Here is a 21490-nt window from a genome sequence, read left to right on the forward strand (position 1 = left end):
AATTCATAAGGAAATGAAAAAAACGTACATTCGGGCATGTACGTTTGGGCAACTTTTAAATAACTTTGTGTTATATATCTAAAGTTAAAATACCTCTCTGCATGGCAATCGCGACTGCTTCTGTTCTAGAATCCGCTCCCAATTTATTATAAATGGACGTGAGTCTTGACTTCACGGTTCTCTCTGAGATTCCTAAATCAAAGGCTATCGCTTTGCTTTTGAATCCTTTTGCAATTGCCTTTAGAACAACTATTTCCTTTTCCGTTAACTGAGTATCGCTGCTTGGTTTCTTCATTCTTTCCAATTGAATTTCTTGAAAACGTTTAAGAATATCAGGCTGCAGCAGCACTTCTCCTCTTACTGCTGCATCCATTGTATGAAATAGGGTTTCTGAGCTCGTATCCTTCAACAGATATCCTTTCGCTCCTAATTCAATCCCCTCAATCATCAAGTGATCTTCATTATAAGTAGTCAAAATAATAATGGGTATGCTGTGTTTTTCTTTTATTTGTTTAATCGCTTCTAACCCACTCATTTCTGGCATGTATAAATCCATAAGAATGATATCTGGCTTTAATTCATCTGTAAGATAAACAGCCTTTTTTCCATTTTCCGCCTCTCCGATTATTGTGTAGTTATCATTCGTCTCAATTAACAGCTTGAGACCTTCTCTCACAACCAGATGATCATCAACGATTAAAACCTTATTCATCTTCAATCTCTCCCTGATTTGACAAGATTATCTCGATTTGTGTGCCTATTGATTTTTCACTCTTTATATTGAATTGGCCTTTCATTGCTCTGACACGTTCTTGTATACCAAGAAGTCCATAATGTCCTCTCTTTTTCCTGCCTTTTTCAACATCAAAGCCTTTTCCATTGTCTCTGACGGTTAAATGGAGGTTTCCTTTCTCATCCCAAATTGATAACCATATCGTTTCTGCTTCTGCATGTTTTGCTGCATTTGTAAGGCATTCTCCTATGATGTAATAACAATTTTCAGCAGTACGAACATCAGGCAATTGAGTTAATCTGTAGTCTAAAAAACAAGACAGACCTGTTGCATCTTTAAAATGATCCATTTGTAAGGTAATTCTTTCTTTTAAAGAATCGATTTCTTCTGATTTGCTGCGAAGATTGTCAATAGCTGAACGTGCATCAGCTAATGTGCTTTTCACTCTATTCATAGATTGTTGAATGATTTCTTTTGCTCTATCTGTGTTACCTTTCGATATATGAACATTAATAGCATCCAGCTGCATATTTAAACTGACCAGCCCTTGAGCAAGCGTATCGTGTAAGTCCCGGGCCATACGCTGCCTTTCGTTTTGCAGCGTCAGCTGTTCGACCTGCTGATGAGCCAGCCCCAGCCTTTCAAGAGTCAGCTGCGCTTTTATCTTTTCATCGACTTGGGCAAATAATGTAGCGGCATAAGTAATAATCACGATCATAATAGGTACGGCAATGACAAGAAAATGCAAATATTCACCTTTGTGAATCTGATGTGTTGCATTGATTGACAGCAGAAGCAATAAATACAGTATGAGGAAAGTCCTTCTTCTGTCTGCTATTCCTGCAATCTGCCCAATCAAAAATGCATAAAGGCCAATGATGACCAGCACTAAGAAGCCAGTCATGATATTAGCCAGTGTAAAAGTGATCAAACCTTGCAGCACAAAATATAGAATGACCCTTTTCTTAACCCAGCGATATGAATGCCAATGCAGCAATGCAAAAATGGCGGTCAATACTGTAAACACATGAAGCAATAAAATGGGCCAGCTCCCAATAATAAATTGCAGCACGATAGAGGCTATATATATCATGAGAATAAAAGCTAAGCCTGGTACTCTGAGAGCAAGCATATTTAATGCCCGCCTATCTCGTGAAAAGTAGTTTTTATCGAAAGGCTTTCTTCGAAACATATTGCTTCACTTCCTTTCCTTTGACAGTATAATCACAAAGGATCCACAATAAAAATAGGAACAATCCAGTCATATTTGTCATCTTATCATAAGAGCCGGCAGGCATTTCATTTATCGGCCAGCAAGGCAAGATGAACAAAAGTTTAAAAATGCCCCAACGTACATAAGGATATGCCCTTATGTACGTTTTCTATATTCAATTTTAAAATTAAAATATATGGAGAGTTACTTTCATATGGGAGGATTGAAATTTATTGAAACCAATTGATCTCATCATTATAAACTTACAAAGAAAAGGAATCAGGGCTGAAAAAACATTTAAAAATCGGACCCCTCATACATTAAAATCCTCAAAGAAGTAAAGCAGAAGGGATCTACAAAATGCCCCATTAAAGATAAAGAAACCTATAGGGAAAAGAGGAACAAGGTATGTTTTGGTTTTTTGGTGTTTTATTGTACCTTTTCATCGGTACTTATATATTCATAGGAGTCATCAAAGACACTCAATCAGGTTCTTGGTTACTACTTGCATTAGCAGCTCCACTCATTATCTTTGGCTATCCTTACTTTTGTTCGAAGCAGCTTCTTTCCAAAAGATAGATATATATTGATTACGGAGTTATTGAAAATGGTTAGAAGGTTTGAAAATAATGATAGATAACATTTCAAACTCAAACACAATATTTACCTTCAAGACACAGACAGAACATATCATGTTGCGAACCATTGCCCCTGAAACGATATAAATAGCTAAGTCCTGACATGTATTGATGCCATGTTCGTTAGAATAACCAAAACCAGTAATTTGCAGTCCGCACTTTATGAACGATTTTCATTGATTGGTTCCCTCGGGGATAGAAAGCATTTGAAAAAGCGCAACGTGAAAACAAGCCGGTTCACGTCAGCATCGGCTATTCGACTTGTCATTAAGTACAGGTTATATTTCAGAGGTCACTTTATGAAATTATATTCATTTAGGAGAGATGAAGTATGTTATACCTTATTGGTGGTTCTTCAAGGAGTGGGAAGACAACTACAGCAAAGAGAATGTTAGCGGAAACAAAGATTCCTTATTTCTCATTAGACTATTTGATGATGGGAATTGCTAATGGAGTACCAGAAATGGAGGTTAATCCAACTGATGGTGATCTTAAAAATGGACAACGACTCTGGAAAATAGTTAATCCTTTGATGACAGCTATGGTTGAGAACAAAATAGATTACATAATAGAAGGTGTACAATTAATACCTAGTCACGTTTCAAAGTTTGAACAACACTATTTAGGGAATGTTAAGACCTGTTTTATAGGGATAGCAGAAATAGATATAGAAAATAGTGTGGAAAAGATGAAATTTCACTCTAGCATGACCGAAAATGACGGACTGAAAAATCTAGATCATCTTCAGATCAGATTAGAATTAGAGAGGATAAAAACAGATAGTACCCGAATAAGAGAAGAATGCAAAAAGTATAACCTTCAATACTTCGAAAGCTCTTTAAATTTTAATAAAACTATAGAGACAATAATAGCTTATCTCATTACACAATGAATGTAGCAAAGTAAACTGCATGTGGAAACATTAACACGTTATCGAACTTGGCACCATTGCCACGTTCGCTAAAGTAACCACCTGTATTCACCTCAAATCAAATAAAGAATAGATATAATATTTATCAACTCACTCTTGATTATGGCCGTCTATGTAAGGGAAAACTTTACCTTTAGGGTTACTGCATCATATATAATGTGGATGTACATAAACAGTACTAAACACGCTTTAATAACAGAGAGGTTGTTAGGATGAAGGAATTTTTCTCTATTGGAGAAGTATCTAAGTTATTCAATGTAAACATACCTACTCTTAGGTATTATGATGAAATTGGTCTCTTAAAACCAGAATTTACAGACGAACATAATAACTACAGATATTATTCTACACAACAATTTGAAAGATTGAGTACAATCAAGTACCTGAGGACATTAGGTTTGCCAATAAATAAACTACTTGATTTTTATGATTCTCTTGAGGTAGATACTCTGATTCACTTGCTGAAAGACCAGCAAACTGAAATTGACCGAAAAAAGAGGGAATTGGCACGCATTGAGAGAAAGATCTCTCGCCGCATTAAACAAATGGAAGACGCAGTTAATATGCCGCTAGAAGAAATTTCAAAAATCAAACTTCCTGAACTGCGTGTGGCGTATTTACAACATGAATTTATTCTTGGTCAAGATATTGAGTATCCGGTAACAGAATTGAGAACTAAGTTTAAAGTCCACAAAGATCTATTTTTAGGAAAAGTGGGATTATCCATTTCAGCAACAAATATAAAATCAAATCAGTTTGACCGATATTCCAGTATATTTATGGTTCTGGAAGATGAAGATGAAATACATTCACCTGAAATCACTTTCCCCTCAAGAGAATATCTGCAAATTAGATTTAAAGGGTCACATTCAGAAGCAGCAAAATACTACGAAATGTTACTTACATATATGAAAAAGCATCATTATGAATTGGCTGGCGACTCAATCGAAATAACGCTGATTGATTATGGGGTAACTAATAATCCAGACAATTATGTGACTGAAATACTTTTGCCAATCAAACTTAATTAATGGCTGTTACATACACTTGACCCTCAAGTAACTTGAGGGTTTATTTTTTTGAAAGGAACTATTATTGGAGGAGATAGCCTATGTTTGGAACAATTTTTAACACAGTTATGATCATTGCGGGAAGTTTAATTGGAGGTATATTCAAAAAAGGAATGAAAGATGAGTACCAAGAAATACTTATGCAGGCAATGGGATTCGCCGCAGTTGGACTAGGGATCAGCGCCTTTACACAGCATTTGCCTTCTAGTAAATACCCAATTCTTTTTATTGTCAGTTTAGCTATTGGGGGATTGATTGGTCAGAGCATAAATCTAGAATTAAGATTTAACAATTTAGTCAACAAGTTCTCTAAAAGCAATTTAGCCGAAGGTTTATCAACTGCAATCTTATTATATTGTATAGGCTCGTTGTCAATATTAGGCCCTGTTAACGCTGCTCTGCATGAAGATTATACTTATCTTCTAACAAACGGTATATTAGATGGGATCACTTCCATTGTTCTCGCTTCCACATTTGGTTTTGGAATAGCAGCATCTGCGGTTGTATTATTTACCTGGCAAGGCTCAATATATTTATTTGCAAAATTAATGGAAAGTGCATTAAATACAGACCTTATCAATGAAATAACAATTGTCGGCGGTGTATTAATCCTTAGTTCAGGGTTAAGTATTCTGGGAATTAAAAAATTTAAAACTTTGAACCTCCTGCCATCACTGTTGATTCCGCCTATTGTAATTTTAATTATTCATGTATTTGGATTACCATTTTAAATCCTTAATCTACAATTAACCTGCAAAACTGTGCACGGAATGTCGGGTAGAAACATTTCACCCCTGTTATTCTTTTGTTAAAGGAGGTCAAATAAATGGATTTGCTTAAAAGTATGAATAAAGCATTAAAGTATATTGAAGAAAACCTCACTAATGATATTGATGTTAAAGAAGTAGCAAAGCTTGCATTCTGCTCTGAATATCATTTTAAAAGGATGTTTTCCTTCCTTTCTGGTATTTCATTATCCGAATATATTCGTCGCAGACGTCTTACTCTTGCAGCTTTTGAACTTAAAGAAAGCAATGTAAAAGTGATTGACATTGCAATAAAGTACGGATATAACTCACCAGATTCTTTTGCACGGGCGTTCCAAAATTTGCATGGCATAAAACCATCAAAAGCCAGACTTAATGGCCATTCACTTAAAGCTTATCCACGTATGACCTTCCAGTTATCAATCAAAGGAGGAAGTGAAATGAACTATCGCATTGAAGAAAAAGAAGCATTTCGCATCGTTGGCATTAAAAAAAGAGTTCCTCTTATTTTCAAAGGGGTTAATCCGGAAATTGCATCCATGTGGGAAAGTTTAGATGAAGAAGCAATAAATACACTTAAAAAGCTTTCTAATGTAGCGCCTGTGGGACTCATTAGTGCTTCCACGAACTTTTCTGAAGGCCGGACAGAGGAGAAAGGAGAGCTTGATCACTATATTGGCGCAGCCACAACGAAACAGTGTCCAAATAACCTCTCACAGCTTGAAGTTCCTGCCTCAACATGGGCTGTATTCGAAGCAATCGGACCATTTCCGGATACACTGCAAGAAGTATGGGGACGCATTTATTCTGAATGGTTTCCATCGTCAAATTATGAACAAATAGAAGGTCCAGAAATACTGTGGAACGAGCATAAAGATATAACATCCCCTTCTTTTAAAAGTGAAATTTGGATACCAATCTTAAAAAAAGAATAAGTTTTACGATCAATGAAGAGGAATGAAAGGTTCTTTATGGAAGCAAACAATTAATCGCACACATGATGAGTAACTATAAGGATTTTTCAAATTATATATAAAGAAAATAAAAACATACCAATATTCTTTATTTGGTATGTTTTTTTATAATGCAGCATCTGCTTTTCATTCTGCCAATTAAGAGAAGATAATCTTTATATCATTTATGTAATAATTTTAATACTAAAAAATACCTGAAATAATTAACCCAGCTTCTCTACTGGAAAGATGATAGCCGTTTTTTTAGTTGGATATCCATCTAAGGCAAGTATATGTGATTAGATCATTTATATTGCATGTATCTACATCATAAGACATGTCCAAGGTGCCATGTTCGTTAGAATAACCATAACCAATAATCAATAGTCCGCGCTTTATAAAAATTTGCATCGACTAAAAATTATTTATTCTTTATTGATCCTCTCCTCACGTCACCTTTTAAACTAAAATTGAAGTTTAAAAGGAAAGGTGATTTTTATGAAGAAACCCACAAAAAAGGAAATTTTATTAGTGCAGATGATGTTAGGAATTTCTTTAGCTCTAGGTGTATTACCTCCACTCGTTATGTTTTTTTCACATCGAAAGAAGAACATATTTTATCGTGAAGCAAGCAGAAAAGCACTAAACTTCCATTTAACTTTAATCCCCCTCTTTATAAGCAGCAGCTTTTTACCACCTTGGGTCAAGTACGTTATATTAGCAATTGAAACAATGATTATTTTGTTTGCTATGATTTGCATAGCTATGCAAAAACCTTACCAGTATCCTGCAATTCAATATATTAAAAACAAAAAGATTGCAGCAAAAGGAGCATAATATGTCGAATAACTTTTTAACAATTGGGCAATTAGCCAAGCGAACTGGTGTAACAATCCGTACTCTCAGATACTATGACAAAATCGGATTACTTCAGCCGAGTGATTATAATGAAGGTGGACATCGATTATATAGTTTTAAAGAACTCCAAAGGCTGCAACAAATTCAGTCATTAAAATTTATAGGTTTTTCCCTCAAGGATATTTCAGACTTTTTAGTCGCCGAACAAATCGAAAAACGAGATATCACGCATACAATCATGTTTAAAAAAAAGCAGCTCCTCGCAGAACAAGAGAAAATACAACACACAATTGATCAACTAAACCATATGTTTGCTATATTAGAAAACCAACAAAAAGTCTATACAAGTATCTTTTGTTTTATTATTCATTCTATCCTTTGGGAAGAAGAAAACTTAGATGAACTGAATCAAATTGAAAATTCAATTTACAACTTTAGAAGCAATGAAAGATTAGACTTAGACAAAGAATATTTTTCAGTATTTACAAAGTTGAAAAGCCTTGTGATTGAAAATGTAAGCCCTCAATCAGAGGAAGCACAACTTTTTATAAAAGATTTTGTAGCACTTAATAGAAAAACGCTTTTAAAAATTAAAAACTCAAAAGATAATGTGATCAATTTTAATAAGAAAGATCAACTCAATATTCTTGATCCGTTAAATGAAAAAGAAAAACTCTTTATTAAAGATGCATTTTCTTTTATATCAAATTAAATGAAGGGGCAAGTTAGATATAATTCAGAGGAACTTATTCGATTCCTATTAAGTATTGAGGTTTTATCAAAATATGTATCGCAGAAATTATTTTCTAATCTAAAAAGTCAGACTGACAATTAATGAGTATCTCTTTTAATCATAAAAATGAAAAGGGTATTTTATCTCCACTTATGTTAAAAACATGATCATTTTTTAAAACCATCACAGAGAGAAGGTGATCCCATGCCAAATAACAATAAACCCAATAGATTAATCAATGAGAAATCATCATATTTACTTCAACACGCCCACAACCCCGTAGACTGGTTCCCTTGGGGAGAAGAAGCCTTCGAAAAAGCAAAACGTGAAAATAAGCCGGTTCTCGTATCTATTGGGTATAGCTAACCCTGGCTATTCTAAAGAACATTGTCATTTAATGCACATTAGGAAGTGAATTTCTCATAGCTAGCTTTCAATTAAACGTTTTAACTTAAGCTCAGTTTCAGTATTCTCAACTGGAGTATAGACGCTGCATCTTAAATCAGTATCTCCATGCACTTGTAATGAAGTAAGATTAAACAACATTTTACCTACCTTAGCATGACGAAACTCAATTAATACTTCAGGAGCAGAGCTTATCTCATTTTCATTCCAAATTTTATGAAACTCAGGATATGCCTGTTCCATTTCTTGTATAAATTGCTCATACCAGTCATCAGCCACATACTGTCCATAATACGTTCTAAATATTGCAATATATCCTCTAACAAAATGCTCCCAATTCACTGCTAAACTTTTAAATTCCTTTCTTGCGAATAGTAAGCGTATTATATTCCTTTCTGCCGGGATGATTTGTTCAAAATCCAAAAATACATTAGCTGCTGCTTGATTCCACCCAACAATCTGGCTTCTTCTATCTGATATAATCGTTGGGCAATAACGAAGTTCCTGCAACATTTTTACTAATGCCGGACTGATTTCCTTCTCATTCTCATTTATAAAGGGTTGTTTCACTCCTTCCTCTAACGCTAGAGCATACAAATATCTCCTTTCATCGTTATTTAATTGTAATGCTCGAGAAATAGCATCTAATACCGAAGTAGACACTTTTATATCTCTTCCTTGTTCTAACCATGTATACCATGTAAGACTTACACCGGCTAGTTGAGCCACTTCTTCTCTTCTTAATCCTGGTGTTCTTCTGCGGGTTCCTACAGGTAAACCAACCATTTGAGGGGTAATTTTCGAACGTTGGTTCTTTAGAAATTCTGATAAAGCTTGAAGTCTTGTTTCAGGTTTCATTAAAATCTCCTTTTAAAATAGTGTTAATTATACTAGGATAAACAACAACTTGTAATAGGATAACACAAAAGTTAAAGTTATTAAAAAACAAGGAGGGAATGATCATGAAAAGAGTAGTCATTACTGGAATGGGAATTATTTCTCCACTAGGAAATGATGTAAATAGCTTTTGGAATCAACTAGTTAAAGGACAATCGGGAATATCTCTAATTGATTCTTTTGATACTGCTGATTATAAAACAAAGATAGCTGGAATCGTTCGTGATTTTGATGCAGATGGAATATTGGGGAGGAAAGAAGCAAAACGATTAGATCGTTTTAGTCAGTTTGCCTTAGCAGCAGCCGAACAGGCATTAGAACATTCACAATTACAATTAGATAAGGTTGATCTTGAACGTTTAGGGGTATATGTTGGTTCAGGAATTGGAGGCATTCAATCACTTGTTGATAATGTGAATGTATTAAATAAACGAGGTCCCGCGAGAGTAAGCCCTAGTCTTGTACCAATGATGATTTCAAATGCAGCTGCGGCCCAAATAAGCATAAGATTAGGAGCACAAGGACCATCATTATCACCAGTCACAGCCTGTTCAATCGGGAACACCTCTATTGGTGAAGCTTTCAATGCGATCCGAAATGATGAGGCAGATATTATATTTGCCGGTGGAGCAGAAGCTGCAATCACACAGTTATCTTTGGCTAGTTTTGGAAACGCCCATGCACTATCTACAAGAAACCAAGATCCAAGTCGAGCCAGCCGTCCGTTCGATACAGATAGAGATGGTTTTGTTATGAGTGAAGGCGCAGGTATCTTAGTATTAGAATCATTAGAAAACGCTATTCTTAGAGATGCGCCGATATTATGTGAAGTAGTAGGGTATGGAGCTAGTTCAGATGCTCATCATATGGTAGCATCACACCCAGAAGGTAAGGGTGCCTACTTAGCAATGAAAAAAGCATTGAGAAGTGCAAATATATCAACAGGTGAAATTGATGTTATTAGTGCTCATGCAACAAGTACACAAGTAGGTGATCATTCTGAAGTTCTAGCTATTAAGAAATTATTTGGTGCACATTCACATAAACTTCCAACAACTGCAAACAAGTCAATGACTGGGCACATGCTTGGTGCTGCTGGCGGAGTAGAAGCAATTGCTTTAGTGGAAAGTTTGAGACAAGGAATGATTCCTCCAACTATTAATGTAGAGAATCAAGATCCAGATTGCGACTTAGATGTTGTATCAGAAGTGAGACATCTTCCATTGAAATATGGGCTATCAAATTCTTTTGGTTTCGGCGGACATAATTCAGCAATCGTGTTAAAGCATTACGATTGAAGACCCATCTTTATAGTTCAAAGGTGAAATAATGGATCTATCAAGGGTTTATAGCCCTTGGTTTTCATTACGGAATACCTCACAGACAAATCATGACGGGCCTTAACTATCTGGTATATTCGCTCGTTGTCAGTAACAAAAAGGATTTCCTCTTCTCTTAATAATTTCAAGACTGGAGTTTGTCTATTGAAGAAATTATTCTTTTCGTCTTTATTGCGGTTATTGTAAGTCTTTTGTTTCTTAACAAGAGTTCAAAGCATAAAAAAAGGGCAGACACAAAGTCCACTCAACTATTTGAAGGGTTATGCGGTTTTAGTTTTATTTCTAAACAATCTTGTTATCAGGGTAACTAAGGAAGAGGATATTAAGCTTACCAAGATAAGATTCACAATTGTTACTGCTTGTATTCCATCTCTATATGATTGAAAGCTAAACAAAAGAAGAATTATTAGAGAACTTATGCACACCCCTTGTGGGTGCTAAAATCTTACGATTTCCGTCAAGCGTGTTATTGCTATAAAGAGAAACTAGAAGTCTATTTTATTTGCTTAAAAAGGAGTACAGAAATTATCTTCTGTACTCCTTCAATAGAAAATTAATCTTGAGATAAATAAATCCAATTTATATCGTCAAATTCTTTGATAACATAATCTGATCCTATACCACGTAAAATTCTATTAAAGAAAATGATGTCATCTTCATCATCGTAATCATATAAATCCTTTTGAACATATTCTTTAATAATAAAATTCGTTAAATTTGTATTATTAACAAATTCGGAAAAGTAAGATCTTATAGAAATTGAATCATCTTCATTTAATTTTTCATCATTAACAATTGAAATCTTAAAAACATTTAAAATCGCATTAATATCTTCTTCTTCCATATAACATAATGGTTCTAATTTTTTGTCTTCTTCTGTAAATGGCTTTCGAGTATCTTCAATTATTACGTAAGATAAAATGTTACCATCTTTCAGCACACGAAAAACTTCTAAATCACGTAATTTTAAAGCTCTATTAAGTGATAGCATAATTTCCTCCTACTCAAATATTACCCAAATACTAACCTTGGACTCTTTAGTAATTGACCTATTGTTACACCTACTAAAGCTGCTAATGTTACCAAATATGAAGGGTGCCACAATATATCAGTCCAACTAAATTTAGAAACTTTTTTTCGTTCTTTATCTAATTTTTTCTGTTTCTCTAACGCTTTTTTAAAATCACTAGTCTTCTTTACATTTTTTTGTACAGTTTTAGGAACGCCAGCTGAATCTAGAGTCTTATTATGACTTTTCCCTCCAGTTACTCTTTCAGCTCCTTTAACCTTTCCTTTTTCAACATGTACATGCCAATCATTATTGACCCCATCAACATGTGGTCCATCAACCCGATATTTCCAACCAGGAGAACCCGGTACTTGTTTCATAGTAGCAGCTGAAGCTTCACTAGTTCCAAGACATAAAAACATAGTTGTAAGGAATAAAGTACATATCATTGTTAAAATAAAACTCTTTTTCATAAAAACCTCCAAATATATAATATTATTGTAGTACAAATAATATATAAATGGAGACTTTATGTATATATTAAATTGTTAAAATTAAGGTAATTATAATAAATGAGACGCTTGACAATTTCATTTTCTTCAAAATTCACTATATTCCTATATATTTCAACAAAATAGATGGTGCAAGTAAGTAGTGCTGTCATAGAAAGTACAGCTGTACAAAAAATCCCTAGAATAAGTCGGTATTCATTTCTAATTGGTTATATAATTCTTAATGCCAACATGCCAATGCGCCATGACCTCAAATGTCTCCTACTACCTCATCACCATCTTCTTCAATCCTGATCAGATCTCTATCCTCGGGATCCGTCAAATTGAGTTCCTAGTGTATCTCTTTCAAGACCCCACCGTAACCGATCAATTTCCTGGAAACCAAAGCATCATCCAAATAATAGACCGTATCCTCGGTCACTTCATTCCCACGTATCATATCCTTGACTGGATACTTCAAGATTTAAAGAATGATTTCTATGTAAATTTTACAACTTGGTTACAACGTTATCAAGTCTTATTTAAGCAATATTTCTCATGCTCCCTGACAAACTTTTTTAGGAGTAGACATAAAGTCTACTCCTAAGTTTTTGTTTCTTTACCTTTAACCTCTTTGTAATCTGGTGTTTTCTTATACAAGCCTAGACGGTCATACTCTCCAGTTGCAGGCATATGCTCCATTTCTTCATAATCATTCCCCATTTTTTCATAGTATTCATACGAGGAATAATTGAGTGAGCCATCATTATAAAAAGCAAACTGAATATACTTTCCACCATTATATACACGAATTACGGCATTATCCCTTTTGACATCATCATCAGTATCCCTTCCTCTTTCACTTAAAAAGGTCTTATACTTTTTTATTACGTTATCAATCGCATTATCATATTTACTTCCACCGCACGCAGTCAACAGAAGCACGGCGAATATATTATAAAAAGGTTCTTCAAAATAAACACACCCTCCTTTTTCATAATGAAGTTATTGAGGAACTAAAAGATGAGGATACACTACTCTTTAAAAATAACGGTGAGTTCGACGAAGAAACAGCCCTTCGAATTAAAGAGGAAAGAGTGATACCAATTTATACGAGCAAAAACATAAAACATAAAGTACAGTTAATCTCGTTAAGTTTTGATAATGCAGTTAACACAGCTATACTAATGAATTCGGTGAGTAAACACATACTTAATAAAGAGTTCTCATATAGTGATATTAAATGTGGAATAGGAATTGATTATGGTAAAATGCTAGTAACAAAAACTGGTTTCATTAAACAAAATGTTGAAAACACTTCTTACAAGTCATTAGTCTGGTTAGGCAGACCAGTTAATATTGCATCAAAATTAACTGATCTTGCAAATAAAACAACGACTAATATCAAAACCACCCTGACCCCAACTATAAATGAAGGGATTCTTTATCCCTTAACTGATAAATGGCATTGGTCCGAGTATAGTCAAACTGAGTTTTTAGAAGAACGGATTATAGAAACCAATAGCGGGGTATTAAAACACAAGAACAAATATTTTGAAACTTACTTTCTAAGCACAAAAACCGATAAATCTGAAACTTCCACAACGACTGAACCTATTTTAATTACTTCTGAAGTATACAACGGTTTTAAAAATGAATGTCCAGATGACGCATCCATAACAAAAGATATGTGGGAAGTTAAGAATAAAATATCAGTACCAGGGTATAGTGAGGTAATATATGGTGGAGATATAATATTCACAAGCTTTGAAAATCAGAACTGAAAGAAGGTGATCCCATGCCCACTAACAATAAACCCAATAGATTAATCGCTGAGAAGTCTCCATATTTACTTCAACACGCCCACAACCCAGTAGACTGGTTCCCTTGGGGAGAAGAAGCCTTCGAAAAAGCAAAACGCGAAAACAAGCCGGTTCTCGTCAGCATCGGCTATTCGACATGTCATTGGTGTCACGTCATGGCTCATGAAAGCTTCGAGGATGAGGAAATCGCCCGCCTTCTTAACGAACGTTTTGTTGCGATTAAAGTGGATCGGGAAGAGCGCCCTGATGTTGATTCTGTTTATATGAGAATCTGCCAGCTGATGACCGGACAGGGCGGCTGGCCGCTGAATGTGTTTATCACGCCTGATCAGAAGCCGTTTTACGCGGGTACATATTTTCCGAAGACGAGTAAATATAACCGTCCGGGTTTTGTTGACGTGCTTGAGCATCTTTCAGAAACGTTTGCAAACGATCGTGAGCATGTCGAAGATATTGCAGAAAACGCCGCTAAACATTTACAGACAAAAACAGCGGCTAAAACAAGCGAGGGGTTAAGCGAATCAGCGATCCACTGGACATTCCAGCAGCTTGCCAACGGTTTCGATACAATCTACGGCGGCTTCGGACAGGCGCCGAAATTTCCTATGCCTCATATGCTCATGTATTTGCTCCGTTATTATCACACGACGGGGCAGGAAAACGCTTTGTACAACGTCACGAAAACACTGGACAGCATGGCAAATGGAGGTATCTATGACCATATCGGCTATGGGTTTGCCCGCTATTCGACCGATGATGAGTGGCTCGTCCCTCACTTTGAAAAAATGCTGTATGACAATGCGCTCCTGCTGACAGCTTATACTGAAGCTTATCAAGTCACGCAAAACAGCCGTTACAAAGAGATTTGTGAGCAGATCATTACGTTTATTCAACGGGAAATGACCCATGAAGACGGGAGCTTTTTCTCTGCTTTAGACGCGGATACAGAAGGCGAAGAAGGAAAGTACTACGTGTGGTCAAAAGAAGAGATCTTGAAGACGCTCGGAGAGGATCTCGGCACGCTGTATTGCAACGTGTATGACATCACAGAAAAAGGAAACTTTGAGAGCAAAAACATTCCCAACCTCATTCACACCAAACGGGAACAAATCAAAGCGGATAGCGGCTTAACCGAAGAAGAGCTCAGCCGCAAGCTTGAAGATGCAAGACTGAAGCTGTTAAAGACGCGTGAAGAAAGAACATATCCGCATGTTGATGATAAGGTGCTGACGTCATGGAACGCACTAATGATTGCGGGTCTCGCTAAAGCGGCAAAGGTTTTCCAGGAACCCCAATACCTCACCTTGGCTGAAGACGCTATCACCTTTATTGAAAACAATGTAATCATCGACGGCCGGGTGATGGTTCGGTATCGTGACGGCGAAGTGAAAAACAAAGGATTTATCGACGATTATGCCTTTCTCTTATGGGCTTATCTCGACCTCTATGAAGCCTCGTTTGATCTATCCTATTTAGAAAAAGCGAAGAAGCTGTCAGACGATATGATCGATTTGTTTTGGGACGAGGAGCATGGGGGGTTCTACTTTACCGGACACGACGCAGAAGCGTTAATTGTCAGAGAAAAAGAAGTGTACGACGGCGCTGTGCCTTCAGGAAACAGCGTGGCAGCCGTTCAGCTTCTGCGCCTCGGGCAAGTCACAGGTGATTTGTCGCTGATTGAAAAAGTCGAAACGATGTTTTCCGTGTTCAAGCCTGAAATTGAGGCATACCCGAGCGGCCACTCTTTCTTTATGCAAAGTGTGTTAAAACATATGACGCCTAAAAAGGAAATTGTGATTTTTGGGCGCCCGGACGATCCAGACAGAAAACAAATCACAAGCGCGCTTCAACAGGCCTTTATTCCAAACGATTCCATCCTGGTGGCAGAGCATCCCGACCAGTGCAAAGACATTGCGCCATTCGCGGCTGATTATCGCATCATAGACGATCAAATAACCGTGTATATTTGTGAAAATTTCGCCTGCCAGCAGCCGACAACAGACATCGAAGAAGCCTTACAAACATTAAAAAGCAGCAGGGATTAAACACCTTGCTGCTTTCTTTTTGATCTCTTATGGTATTGTACAACGATAAACGCAAAGAAAAGATTAACGACAACCGTAAAGAAAGTCTCCCACATCGGATTTCCCCGTGTGATGGCAAATAAGGAAGGAATATCTCCATATACACTGTTTTTTTCAGTCATAAAAAGACATAAAAACATATTATTCGCGGCATGCACACCAAGTGAAATTTCAAGGCTGCCTGTTTTGACCGTATAATACGTTAAAAGAATCCCAATTGTTACATACTCAATGCCTGCCCAAAAAGCGCCATTACTCATTTCAGGATTGCCAAAGTGTACAGCCCCAAATAGACCGCCGACAATCAGCGTCAATACAAAAGGGTTCTTTATTACTTTTCCAAAAGCCTGCAATAAAAATCCCCTGAAAAACAGTTCTTCCGCAGAAGTCTGGAGCGGCACCAATAACAGAGATGCCACAAGCAGCCACAGAAAACGTGAGGCGTCAAAATCCTGAAAAGTGTATTTCGCCGGATGAATCGCATAATCAATCCCCTGAACCACAGCCATCAGCAAGAAATAAGCGAGAAAGCCAAAGAAAATGCTGCGCCAGTTGATTTTTGCATGCGTTGTAATGACTGACCGAAACGGGCGTTTCAGGATAAATCGAACAGCTAGCCAAACCCCAGGGATCGCAAATACATAAACGATATGAGCTAAAAACAGATCAGCCAAAGAATCGGTTAACATACCTGTCTCCACATCAAACGCGATATGTGGACTTAAAAGTGCAGTCAATAACATCATAAATACATAAACAATGCTTCCAAAAAAGAATAAGCCAACCATCACCAAAAAGGAGAAAAAATATCTCCACAATGTATTGTTTCCTTCTAGAGGACGGATAAATGAATTCATTCCTTCTATGACTCTTCCTTTCAACGAGAATATTACTATATATTTGCATAATTTGGTCTATTAATCTACTGGTTTTGGAAATCTTTTAATCAAAATTAAAGCGAAAAGTGTGAATTTAGTTCTTCCATCTAGTGATTTGAACTCTGTCCCCAATGAATCAAGATACTTATAATAATGCCAAGAGGGGAATGTTCAGTCTTTCTCCCGCTATTAAAAAAGGGGGTTTTTTATGAATACGGGCGTCAAACAGAAACATACACATCCTTTTTCAAACGCGGCAAACCGTTTAGACCGCCTCCCGATTTCACGTGTCCACTTCCAAGTATTAACCGCTCTCGGCATTGTTTACTTCTTTGATCTTGCGGATTTATTTACCCTCAGCAATGTTGCCCCGGCACTGATCGAGCATTGGGGCATCCAGCTTTCAACCATTGCCAATGTAACGGCTGCTTCGTTTTTAGGCATGTTTTTGGGAGCATCACTTGGGGGACGGCTTTCAGATCGAATCGGCCGAAAAAAAGCCTTGAACCTATTTGTCTTCGTTTTTTCAATCGCATCGTTATGCAATGCCGCTGCATGGGACATCCCATCCTTAATGGCGTTTCGTTTCCTCACTGGGTTTGGCGTCGCAGCTGCCATGGTCATCACCAATAGCTATTTAGCAGAATTTTTCCCGTCCAGTGTTCGCGGAAAATATATTTCTTTCTGTGCCATGATCGGATTGATCGGCGTTCCGATCACCAATATCGTATCAGCCTTTGTCATTCCGCTCGGCTCATGGGGATGGAGACTTGTCTTTGTGTGGGGCGCTGTTGGTCTTATATATTTTTTCTTTATTCGGCGGCTGGAGGAATCACCCCGCTGGCATGAAAATCGCGGTGAATATGAAAAAGCCGATGCCATCCTGAAAAGGCTTGAAGCAAGCATTGAAAAAGAAAAAGGCCCGCTTCCTGCTCCGGCGCCGCAAACCTCAAGCGGACAAGTTCAACATGCGGGTTACGCGGGATTATTAAAGGGGAGAAACCTTAAGATAACCATTGTGTTATCCGCGGTATGGATTTTTGAAACCTTTGGATTTTACGGCTTTGCCTCCTGGGTTCCCAGCCTGCTGAAAAGCAACGGGGTCACGATGGAAAATACATTATGGTATAACGTATTGCACTCGGTCGGCGCTCCGCTCGGCGCATTGCTGGGTTCAATGATTTCTGAAAAATTTCAGAGAAAATGGATATTGGCCGCCAGTGCGTTTCTGACTGCCATCGCAGGTCTTTTATATGGCATGACCTTCATTCCAATCATGATTATCGTGTTTGGTTTCATCGTCAATATTACGGAACGGGTTTTCACATCAAACTTATATGCGTATACATCTGAGCCTTTCCCAACAGAATATCGCTCGTCAGGGAGCGGTTTAGCTTATGGGCTCGGGCGCTTTTCGAACATCTTCGGATCATTGCTCGTCGGTTTTATCGCAGTTCAGCTCGGCTATATCAGCGTCTTTTTCTTTATAGGCGGCTGCTGGCTCGCATGCTCCATTTTATTAATCTGCTTCGGCCCCAATACGAATGCCAAGCAGATATAAAAAGTCAGTGCGGCGTTTAACCGCACTGATTTCAATTCAATTCCTTCAGCTTTCTCGCAGGGTTTCCCCCTACAACCGTATTCGCAGGCACATCCTTTGTCACTACGGAACCCGAAGCAATCACCGCATTATCGCCGATCGTCACTCCCGGGTTTATTACTGCCCGCCCGCCAATCCAAACATTATCTCCAATTGTAACAGGTTTACCGAACTCCTTCCCCGACTTCCTTTCAAGCGGATCGAGAGGGTGACCTGCCGTGTAGATATGCACCCCTGGAGCAATCAAACAATCACGTCCTATACGAACTTCACAAACATCAAGAATGACACAGTCAAAATTAACAAATGTACGATCCCCCATATGAATGTGATAGCCGTAATCACAGCGGAATGTCGGCAAAATGGTGACTTGATCACCGATCGAACCCAGCAGATTTTTCAAAAGTTTCGTTCGCACTGACTCATCTTCTGGTGATTCGTTATATTGTTTAATCAAATTTCTCGCATGTTTACGCTCTAGTGATAATTCACGGTCTTCCGAATTGTATAATTCTCCGGCTGCCATTTTTTCTTTTTCTGTCAGCATTCAAGTCACTCCAAGATTTTAAATTGTAATCTCTATTAAATTTCCTTCCTCATCTTCAATTACACTTTCATAGTAGCCGTCCCCCGTCGTCCTTGGGCCGCTAACTACAGCGAATCCGTCCTGCTTTAACCTTTCTGTCAGTTCATCAACATTCTCTTTGCTTCCAGTGGAAAAAGCGATATGCGCCCAGCCTGTCATCGTTTGTGACGGCTGATCAGTCACATCTCCTTTTTTCATGATTTCCAGCCTTGCTCCGGAATCAAACGTCATAAAATACGACTTAAAATCTTTCTTCTCATTATGATAAAGAGAATTGGCTTTGCCATGAAAGTACGTTTCATAAAAAGCCTTCATTCGCTCTAAATCGCTGACCCAGATGGCCGTGTGCTCAATACGCATTTCTTCCTCCTCCTTTGTCTTTCATTGAAGTTATAAGGTATGAAATGCATTTCAGTTCAAGCTTTTTTCATGAATTGGTGCAGAATTTTTATATCTTTGGGACGCTCCTGCAAAAATAACGAAAATGCTGCGGTGCCCAGCTGCTCAAGATTCAGATCAAGCGATGGGAAACAGAGGGCACGGCTGATAGAAGAATTTCCTTCTCCAATGATCTCAACATCCCAGTCTTTCTTTTTGGCAAATATATAAATTCCCGCTGCCACTTCATCACTGTTTGCATAAATAGCTGTTGGAGCCCGGCCGCTTGTATAGAAATACGCACCCGCCTGCTCTCCGTCGTCCATATGATTACAGCCGGTCAGCATATGGCGGTCCTCCAGGCTTCCATAGACGGCCTGATAAGCCGCTGCTTTAACCGCCGTACTCGGGCTCTTGTCGGCGCTTCTCACGCTTGTAAAAGCGATATGTTCATGTCCGCGGTTCTTTAGATATCGAAAGCTTTCTATGTAGGCTGCTTTTCTGTCATTGTAAGCACAAGGAATATCCATGTCTCCAGTATCCTCACAAGCGATAATCGGTCCATATTCTTGATAGGCTATCATACTGTCCCAGTGATTGGCTCGTGATGTAATAATAAGGCCATCTATTTTTTTCATTCTTAACAGCTCTACATATTTGATTTCAATGTCGGGGTTATAGTTGGTAGGGAGGAGGGTTGTTGCATATTCATGTCTAAATGCCGCCTTTGTGATGCCGTTTATGATTTTATCAAAGCAAGGGTGATCGCTGTAGGGCAGGATTACACCGATCGTTTGAGTCTTGCCGCGAATAAGATCGATCGCAGTTCGATTCGGTGTGTAGTCTAATTCCTCCATGACTTGATGCACCAGCTTCCTTTTTTCTTCAGACACATACGGATGATGATTCAGTACACGTGACACAGTCGAAACAGATACATTCGCCAATCTCGCAATCTCTTTTATGTTTGCCATCTCTTTCTCCTTTTTCATCATAAAAAAAAAGCAGTAAGTATCAATCCTTACTGCTATCTCATCATATATTGATTGTAAGTTCAACAGGACAATGGTCGGAGCCCAAGACGTGTGCTGATATCTTGGCATTTTCAATCTGCCCCTTAAGACTTTCAGAAACAACAAAGTAATCCAGACGCCAGCCGATATTTCTGTCCCGGGCACCCGCACGATACGACCACCAGGAATAAGCGCCTTCCAGATCAGGGTATAAATAACGGAATGAGTCGATAAAGCCGGTTTCCAAGAAACGAGTGAATGCTCCTCTTTCTTGATCAGAAAAACCCGCGTTATTCCGGTTTGCTTTTGGATTCTTCAAATCAATTTCCTGATGAGCCACATTTAAATCACCGCACAGGATAACCGGTTTTTTCTTGTCCAATTCGAGAATAAACGCTAATAAAGCCTCTTCCCATTGCAAACGGTAATCAATGCGTTCCAGCCCTCTTTTTGCATTAGGCGTATAAACGGTCATCACATACACGTTTTCAAATTCCAGCGTAATCACTCTGCCCTCTTGATCATGTTCTTCTATTCCGATTCCGTACATGACGTTCAGCGGCTTTTGTTTTGAAAAAACAGCCGTACCTGAATATCCTTTTTTCTCTGCATAGTTCCAATATACATGATAGCCTTCTGGTTCAAGATCCACTTGGCCATCCTGAATCTTTGTTTCCTGCAGGCATACAACATCGGCATCCTCTTCTTTCAAGTAAGAGAGGAAATCCATTTTTCTCATGACAGCCCGCAGGCCATTCACATTCCAAGAAATGAGCTTCATTTTTTATCCCCCCTATAAAAAAGAGCAAGAACCCGAAGGTCCTTGCTCTTTACGTATCAGCTTACTCACCAGTTACGTATGGAAGTAAAGCCATTTGACGAGCGCGTTTGATCGCTGCAGTCAATTTACGTTGGTATTTAGCGTTTGTTCCAGTTACACGACGTGGTAAAATTTTACCGCGCTCAGAAACAAACTTTCTAAGAAGATCTACATCTTTGTAGTCGATGTGCGTGATACCGTTAGAAGTGAAATAACACACTTTACGGCGCTTCGCACGACCGCCTCTGCGTCCTCCTGCCATTGTCATTT

At 37.9% G+C, this 21490-nt stretch carries 23 protein-coding genes and 3 pseudogenes; 13 read left to right on the forward strand and 13 right to left on the reverse strand.

Annotated elements, in window-relative coordinates:
• Window positions 1-70: 70 nt before the first annotated feature.
• Together WA325_RS10040 and WA325_RS10045 are read right to left on the reverse strand one after the other, a co-directional pair.
• Window positions 71-712, reverse strand: coding sequence for a response regulator (locus WA325_RS10040; RefSeq protein WP_101865099.1), 642 nt, complete (start codon window positions 710-712; stop codon window positions 71-73).
• A complete protein-coding gene (locus WA325_RS10045; protein ID WP_105954653.1) occupies window positions 705-1925 on the reverse strand; it encodes a sensor histidine kinase in 1221 nt (406 codons plus the stop codon). The genes WA325_RS10040 and WA325_RS10045 overlap by 8 nt, the downstream gene beginning before the upstream one ends.
• 429 nt (window positions 1926-2354) lie before the next feature.
• Between WA325_RS10045 and WA325_RS10050 the strand changes: the two genes are divergently transcribed.
• The 9 genes and pseudogenes from WA325_RS10050 to WA325_RS10090 form a co-directional block, all read left to right on the forward strand.
• Window positions 2355-2525, forward strand: a complete 171-nt coding sequence (locus WA325_RS10050) for a hypothetical protein (RefSeq protein ID WP_105954654.1) — start codon at window positions 2355-2357, stop codon at window positions 2523-2525.
• A 234-nt stretch (window positions 2526-2759) separates the two neighbouring features.
• Window positions 2760-2852 (forward strand): annotated as a pseudogene (locus WA325_RS10055) (DUF255 domain-containing protein); the annotation flags it as partial.
• A 63-nt stretch (window positions 2853-2915) separates the two neighbouring features.
• Window positions 2916-3476 (forward strand): adenylate kinase, encoded by a 561-nt coding sequence (locus WA325_RS10060; protein ID WP_105954655.1) that lies wholly within the window; start codon window positions 2916-2918, stop codon window positions 3474-3476.
• A 251-nt stretch (window positions 3477-3727) separates the two neighbouring features.
• Window positions 3728-4546, forward strand: coding sequence for a MerR family transcriptional regulator (locus WA325_RS10065; RefSeq protein ID WP_202853955.1), 819 nt, complete (start codon window positions 3728-3730; stop codon window positions 4544-4546).
• Window positions 4547-4626: 80 nt separating this feature from the next.
• Window positions 4627-5316, forward strand: coding sequence for a DUF554 domain-containing protein (locus WA325_RS10070; RefSeq protein WP_105954659.1), 690 nt, complete (start codon window positions 4627-4629; stop codon window positions 5314-5316).
• Window positions 5317-5411: 95 nt separating this feature from the next.
• Window positions 5412-6287, forward strand: coding sequence for an AraC family transcriptional regulator (locus tag WA325_RS10075; protein WP_336183567.1), 876 nt, complete (start codon window positions 5412-5414; stop codon window positions 6285-6287).
• 516 nt (window positions 6288-6803) lie between these two features.
• Window positions 6804-7142: a DUF4870 domain-containing protein gene (locus tag WA325_RS10080; RefSeq protein ID WP_105991122.1), complete on the forward strand. Its 339-nt coding sequence runs from the start codon at window positions 6804-6806 to the stop codon at window positions 7140-7142.
• A gap of 1 nt (window position 7143) precedes the next feature.
• The gene (locus WA325_RS10085; protein WP_336183568.1) at window positions 7144-7875 is read left to right on the forward strand and encodes a MerR family transcriptional regulator; all 732 of its coding nucleotides are present in this window, start codon (window positions 7144-7146) and stop codon (window positions 7873-7875) included.
• 225 nt (window positions 7876-8100) lie between these two features.
• Window positions 8101-8259, forward strand: a pseudogene (locus WA325_RS10090) (DUF255 domain-containing protein); the annotation flags it as partial.
• 63 nt (window positions 8260-8322) lie between these two features.
• Here WA325_RS10090 and WA325_RS10095 read toward each other — a convergent pair.
• Entirely contained in the window at window positions 8323-9159 is an 837-nt protein-coding gene (locus tag WA325_RS10095; protein ID WP_105954664.1) for a helix-turn-helix transcriptional regulator, read from the reverse strand.
• 104 nt (window positions 9160-9263) lie between these two features.
• On the opposite strand from WA325_RS10095, the gene fabF reads away from it, so the two are divergent.
• Window positions 9264-10496 carry a beta-ketoacyl-ACP synthase II gene (fabF, locus tag WA325_RS10100; protein WP_105954665.1) on the forward strand — a complete coding sequence of 411 codons (1233 nt, stop codon included), beginning with the start codon at window positions 9264-9266 and terminating at the stop codon, window positions 10494-10496.
• A gap of 595 nt (window positions 10497-11091) precedes the next feature.
• On the opposite strand, the gene WA325_RS10105 is transcribed toward fabF, so the two are convergent.
• The 4 genes and pseudogenes from WA325_RS10105 to WA325_RS10120 all read right to left on the reverse strand — a co-directional run bounded on the left by WA325_RS10105 (window position 11092) and on the right by WA325_RS10120 (window position 12974).
• A complete protein-coding gene (locus WA325_RS10105; protein ID WP_105991125.1) occupies window positions 11092-11529 on the reverse strand; it encodes a terpene synthase in 438 nt (145 codons plus the stop codon).
• Between the two features lie 20 nt (window positions 11530-11549).
• On the reverse strand, window positions 11550-12020 hold the full coding sequence (locus tag WA325_RS10110; RefSeq protein WP_105991126.1) for a hypothetical protein: 471 nt from the start codon (window positions 12018-12020) through the stop codon (window positions 11550-11552).
• A gap of 240 nt (window positions 12021-12260) precedes the next feature.
• Window positions 12261-12522 (reverse strand): annotated as a pseudogene (locus tag WA325_RS10115) (protein rep); the annotation flags it as partial.
• Window positions 12523-12641: 119 nt separating this feature from the next.
• Window positions 12642-12974, reverse strand: a complete 333-nt coding sequence (locus WA325_RS10120) for a cystatin-like fold lipoprotein (protein WP_433961238.1) — start codon at window positions 12972-12974, stop codon at window positions 12642-12644.
• Between the two features lie 161 nt (window positions 12975-13135).
• Here WA325_RS10120 and WA325_RS10125 point away from each other — a divergent pair, with 161 nt between their 5' ends.
• Together WA325_RS10125 and WA325_RS10130 are read left to right on the forward strand one after the other, a co-directional pair.
• Window positions 13136-13822 carry a hypothetical protein gene (locus tag WA325_RS10125; protein ID WP_336183569.1) on the forward strand — a complete coding sequence of 229 codons (687 nt, stop codon included), beginning with the start codon at window positions 13136-13138 and terminating at the stop codon, window positions 13820-13822.
• A 14-nt stretch (window positions 13823-13836) separates the two neighbouring features.
• A complete protein-coding gene (locus WA325_RS10130) occupies window positions 13837-15906 on the forward strand; it encodes a thioredoxin domain-containing protein (RefSeq protein WP_336183570.1) in 2070 nt (689 codons plus the stop codon).
• Here WA325_RS10130 and WA325_RS10135 read toward each other — a convergent pair.
• Window positions 15903-16802 carry a CPBP family intramembrane glutamic endopeptidase gene (locus WA325_RS10135; protein ID WP_336183571.1) on the reverse strand — a complete coding sequence of 300 codons (900 nt, stop codon included), beginning with the start codon at window positions 16800-16802 and terminating at the stop codon, window positions 15903-15905. The two genes, WA325_RS10130 and WA325_RS10135, sit on opposite strands and share 4 nt — an antisense overlap.
• A 229-nt stretch (window positions 16803-17031) precedes the next feature.
• On the opposite strand from WA325_RS10135, the gene WA325_RS10140 reads away from it, so the two are divergent.
• Window positions 17032-18384 (forward strand): MFS transporter, encoded by a 1353-nt coding sequence (locus tag WA325_RS10140; protein WP_336183572.1) that lies wholly within the window; start codon window positions 17032-17034, stop codon window positions 18382-18384.
• A 31-nt stretch (window positions 18385-18415) separates the two neighbouring features.
• On the opposite strand, the gene WA325_RS10145 is transcribed toward WA325_RS10140, so the two are convergent.
• The 5 genes from WA325_RS10145 to rpsR form a co-directional block, all read right to left on the reverse strand.
• Window positions 18416-18970 carry a maltose acetyltransferase domain-containing protein gene (locus WA325_RS10145; protein ID WP_248339728.1) on the reverse strand — a complete coding sequence of 185 codons (555 nt, stop codon included), beginning with the start codon at window positions 18968-18970 and terminating at the stop codon, window positions 18416-18418.
• 18 nt (window positions 18971-18988) lie between these two features.
• A complete protein-coding gene (locus WA325_RS10150) occupies window positions 18989-19369 on the reverse strand; it encodes a VOC family protein (protein WP_059335345.1) in 381 nt (126 codons plus the stop codon).
• A 56-nt stretch (window positions 19370-19425) separates the two neighbouring features.
• A complete protein-coding gene (locus tag WA325_RS10155) occupies window positions 19426-20361 on the reverse strand; it encodes a LacI family DNA-binding transcriptional regulator (protein WP_336183573.1) in 936 nt (311 codons plus the stop codon).
• A 61-nt stretch (window positions 20362-20422) separates the two neighbouring features.
• A complete protein-coding gene (gene xth / locus WA325_RS10160) occupies window positions 20423-21181 on the reverse strand; it encodes an exodeoxyribonuclease III (protein WP_105991133.1) in 759 nt (252 codons plus the stop codon).
• A gap of 61 nt (window positions 21182-21242) precedes the next feature.
• Window positions 21243-21482, reverse strand: a complete 240-nt coding sequence (gene rpsR / locus WA325_RS10165; RefSeq protein WP_010332656.1) for a 30S ribosomal protein S18 — start codon at window positions 21480-21482, stop codon at window positions 21243-21245.
• Between the last annotated feature and the right edge of the window lie 8 nt (window positions 21483-21490).

The organism is Bacillus sp. 205(2023), assembly GCF_037027485.1.
GTDB classification, from domain to species: domain Bacteria; phylum Bacillota; class Bacilli; order Bacillales; family Bacillaceae; genus Bacillus; species Bacillus halotolerans.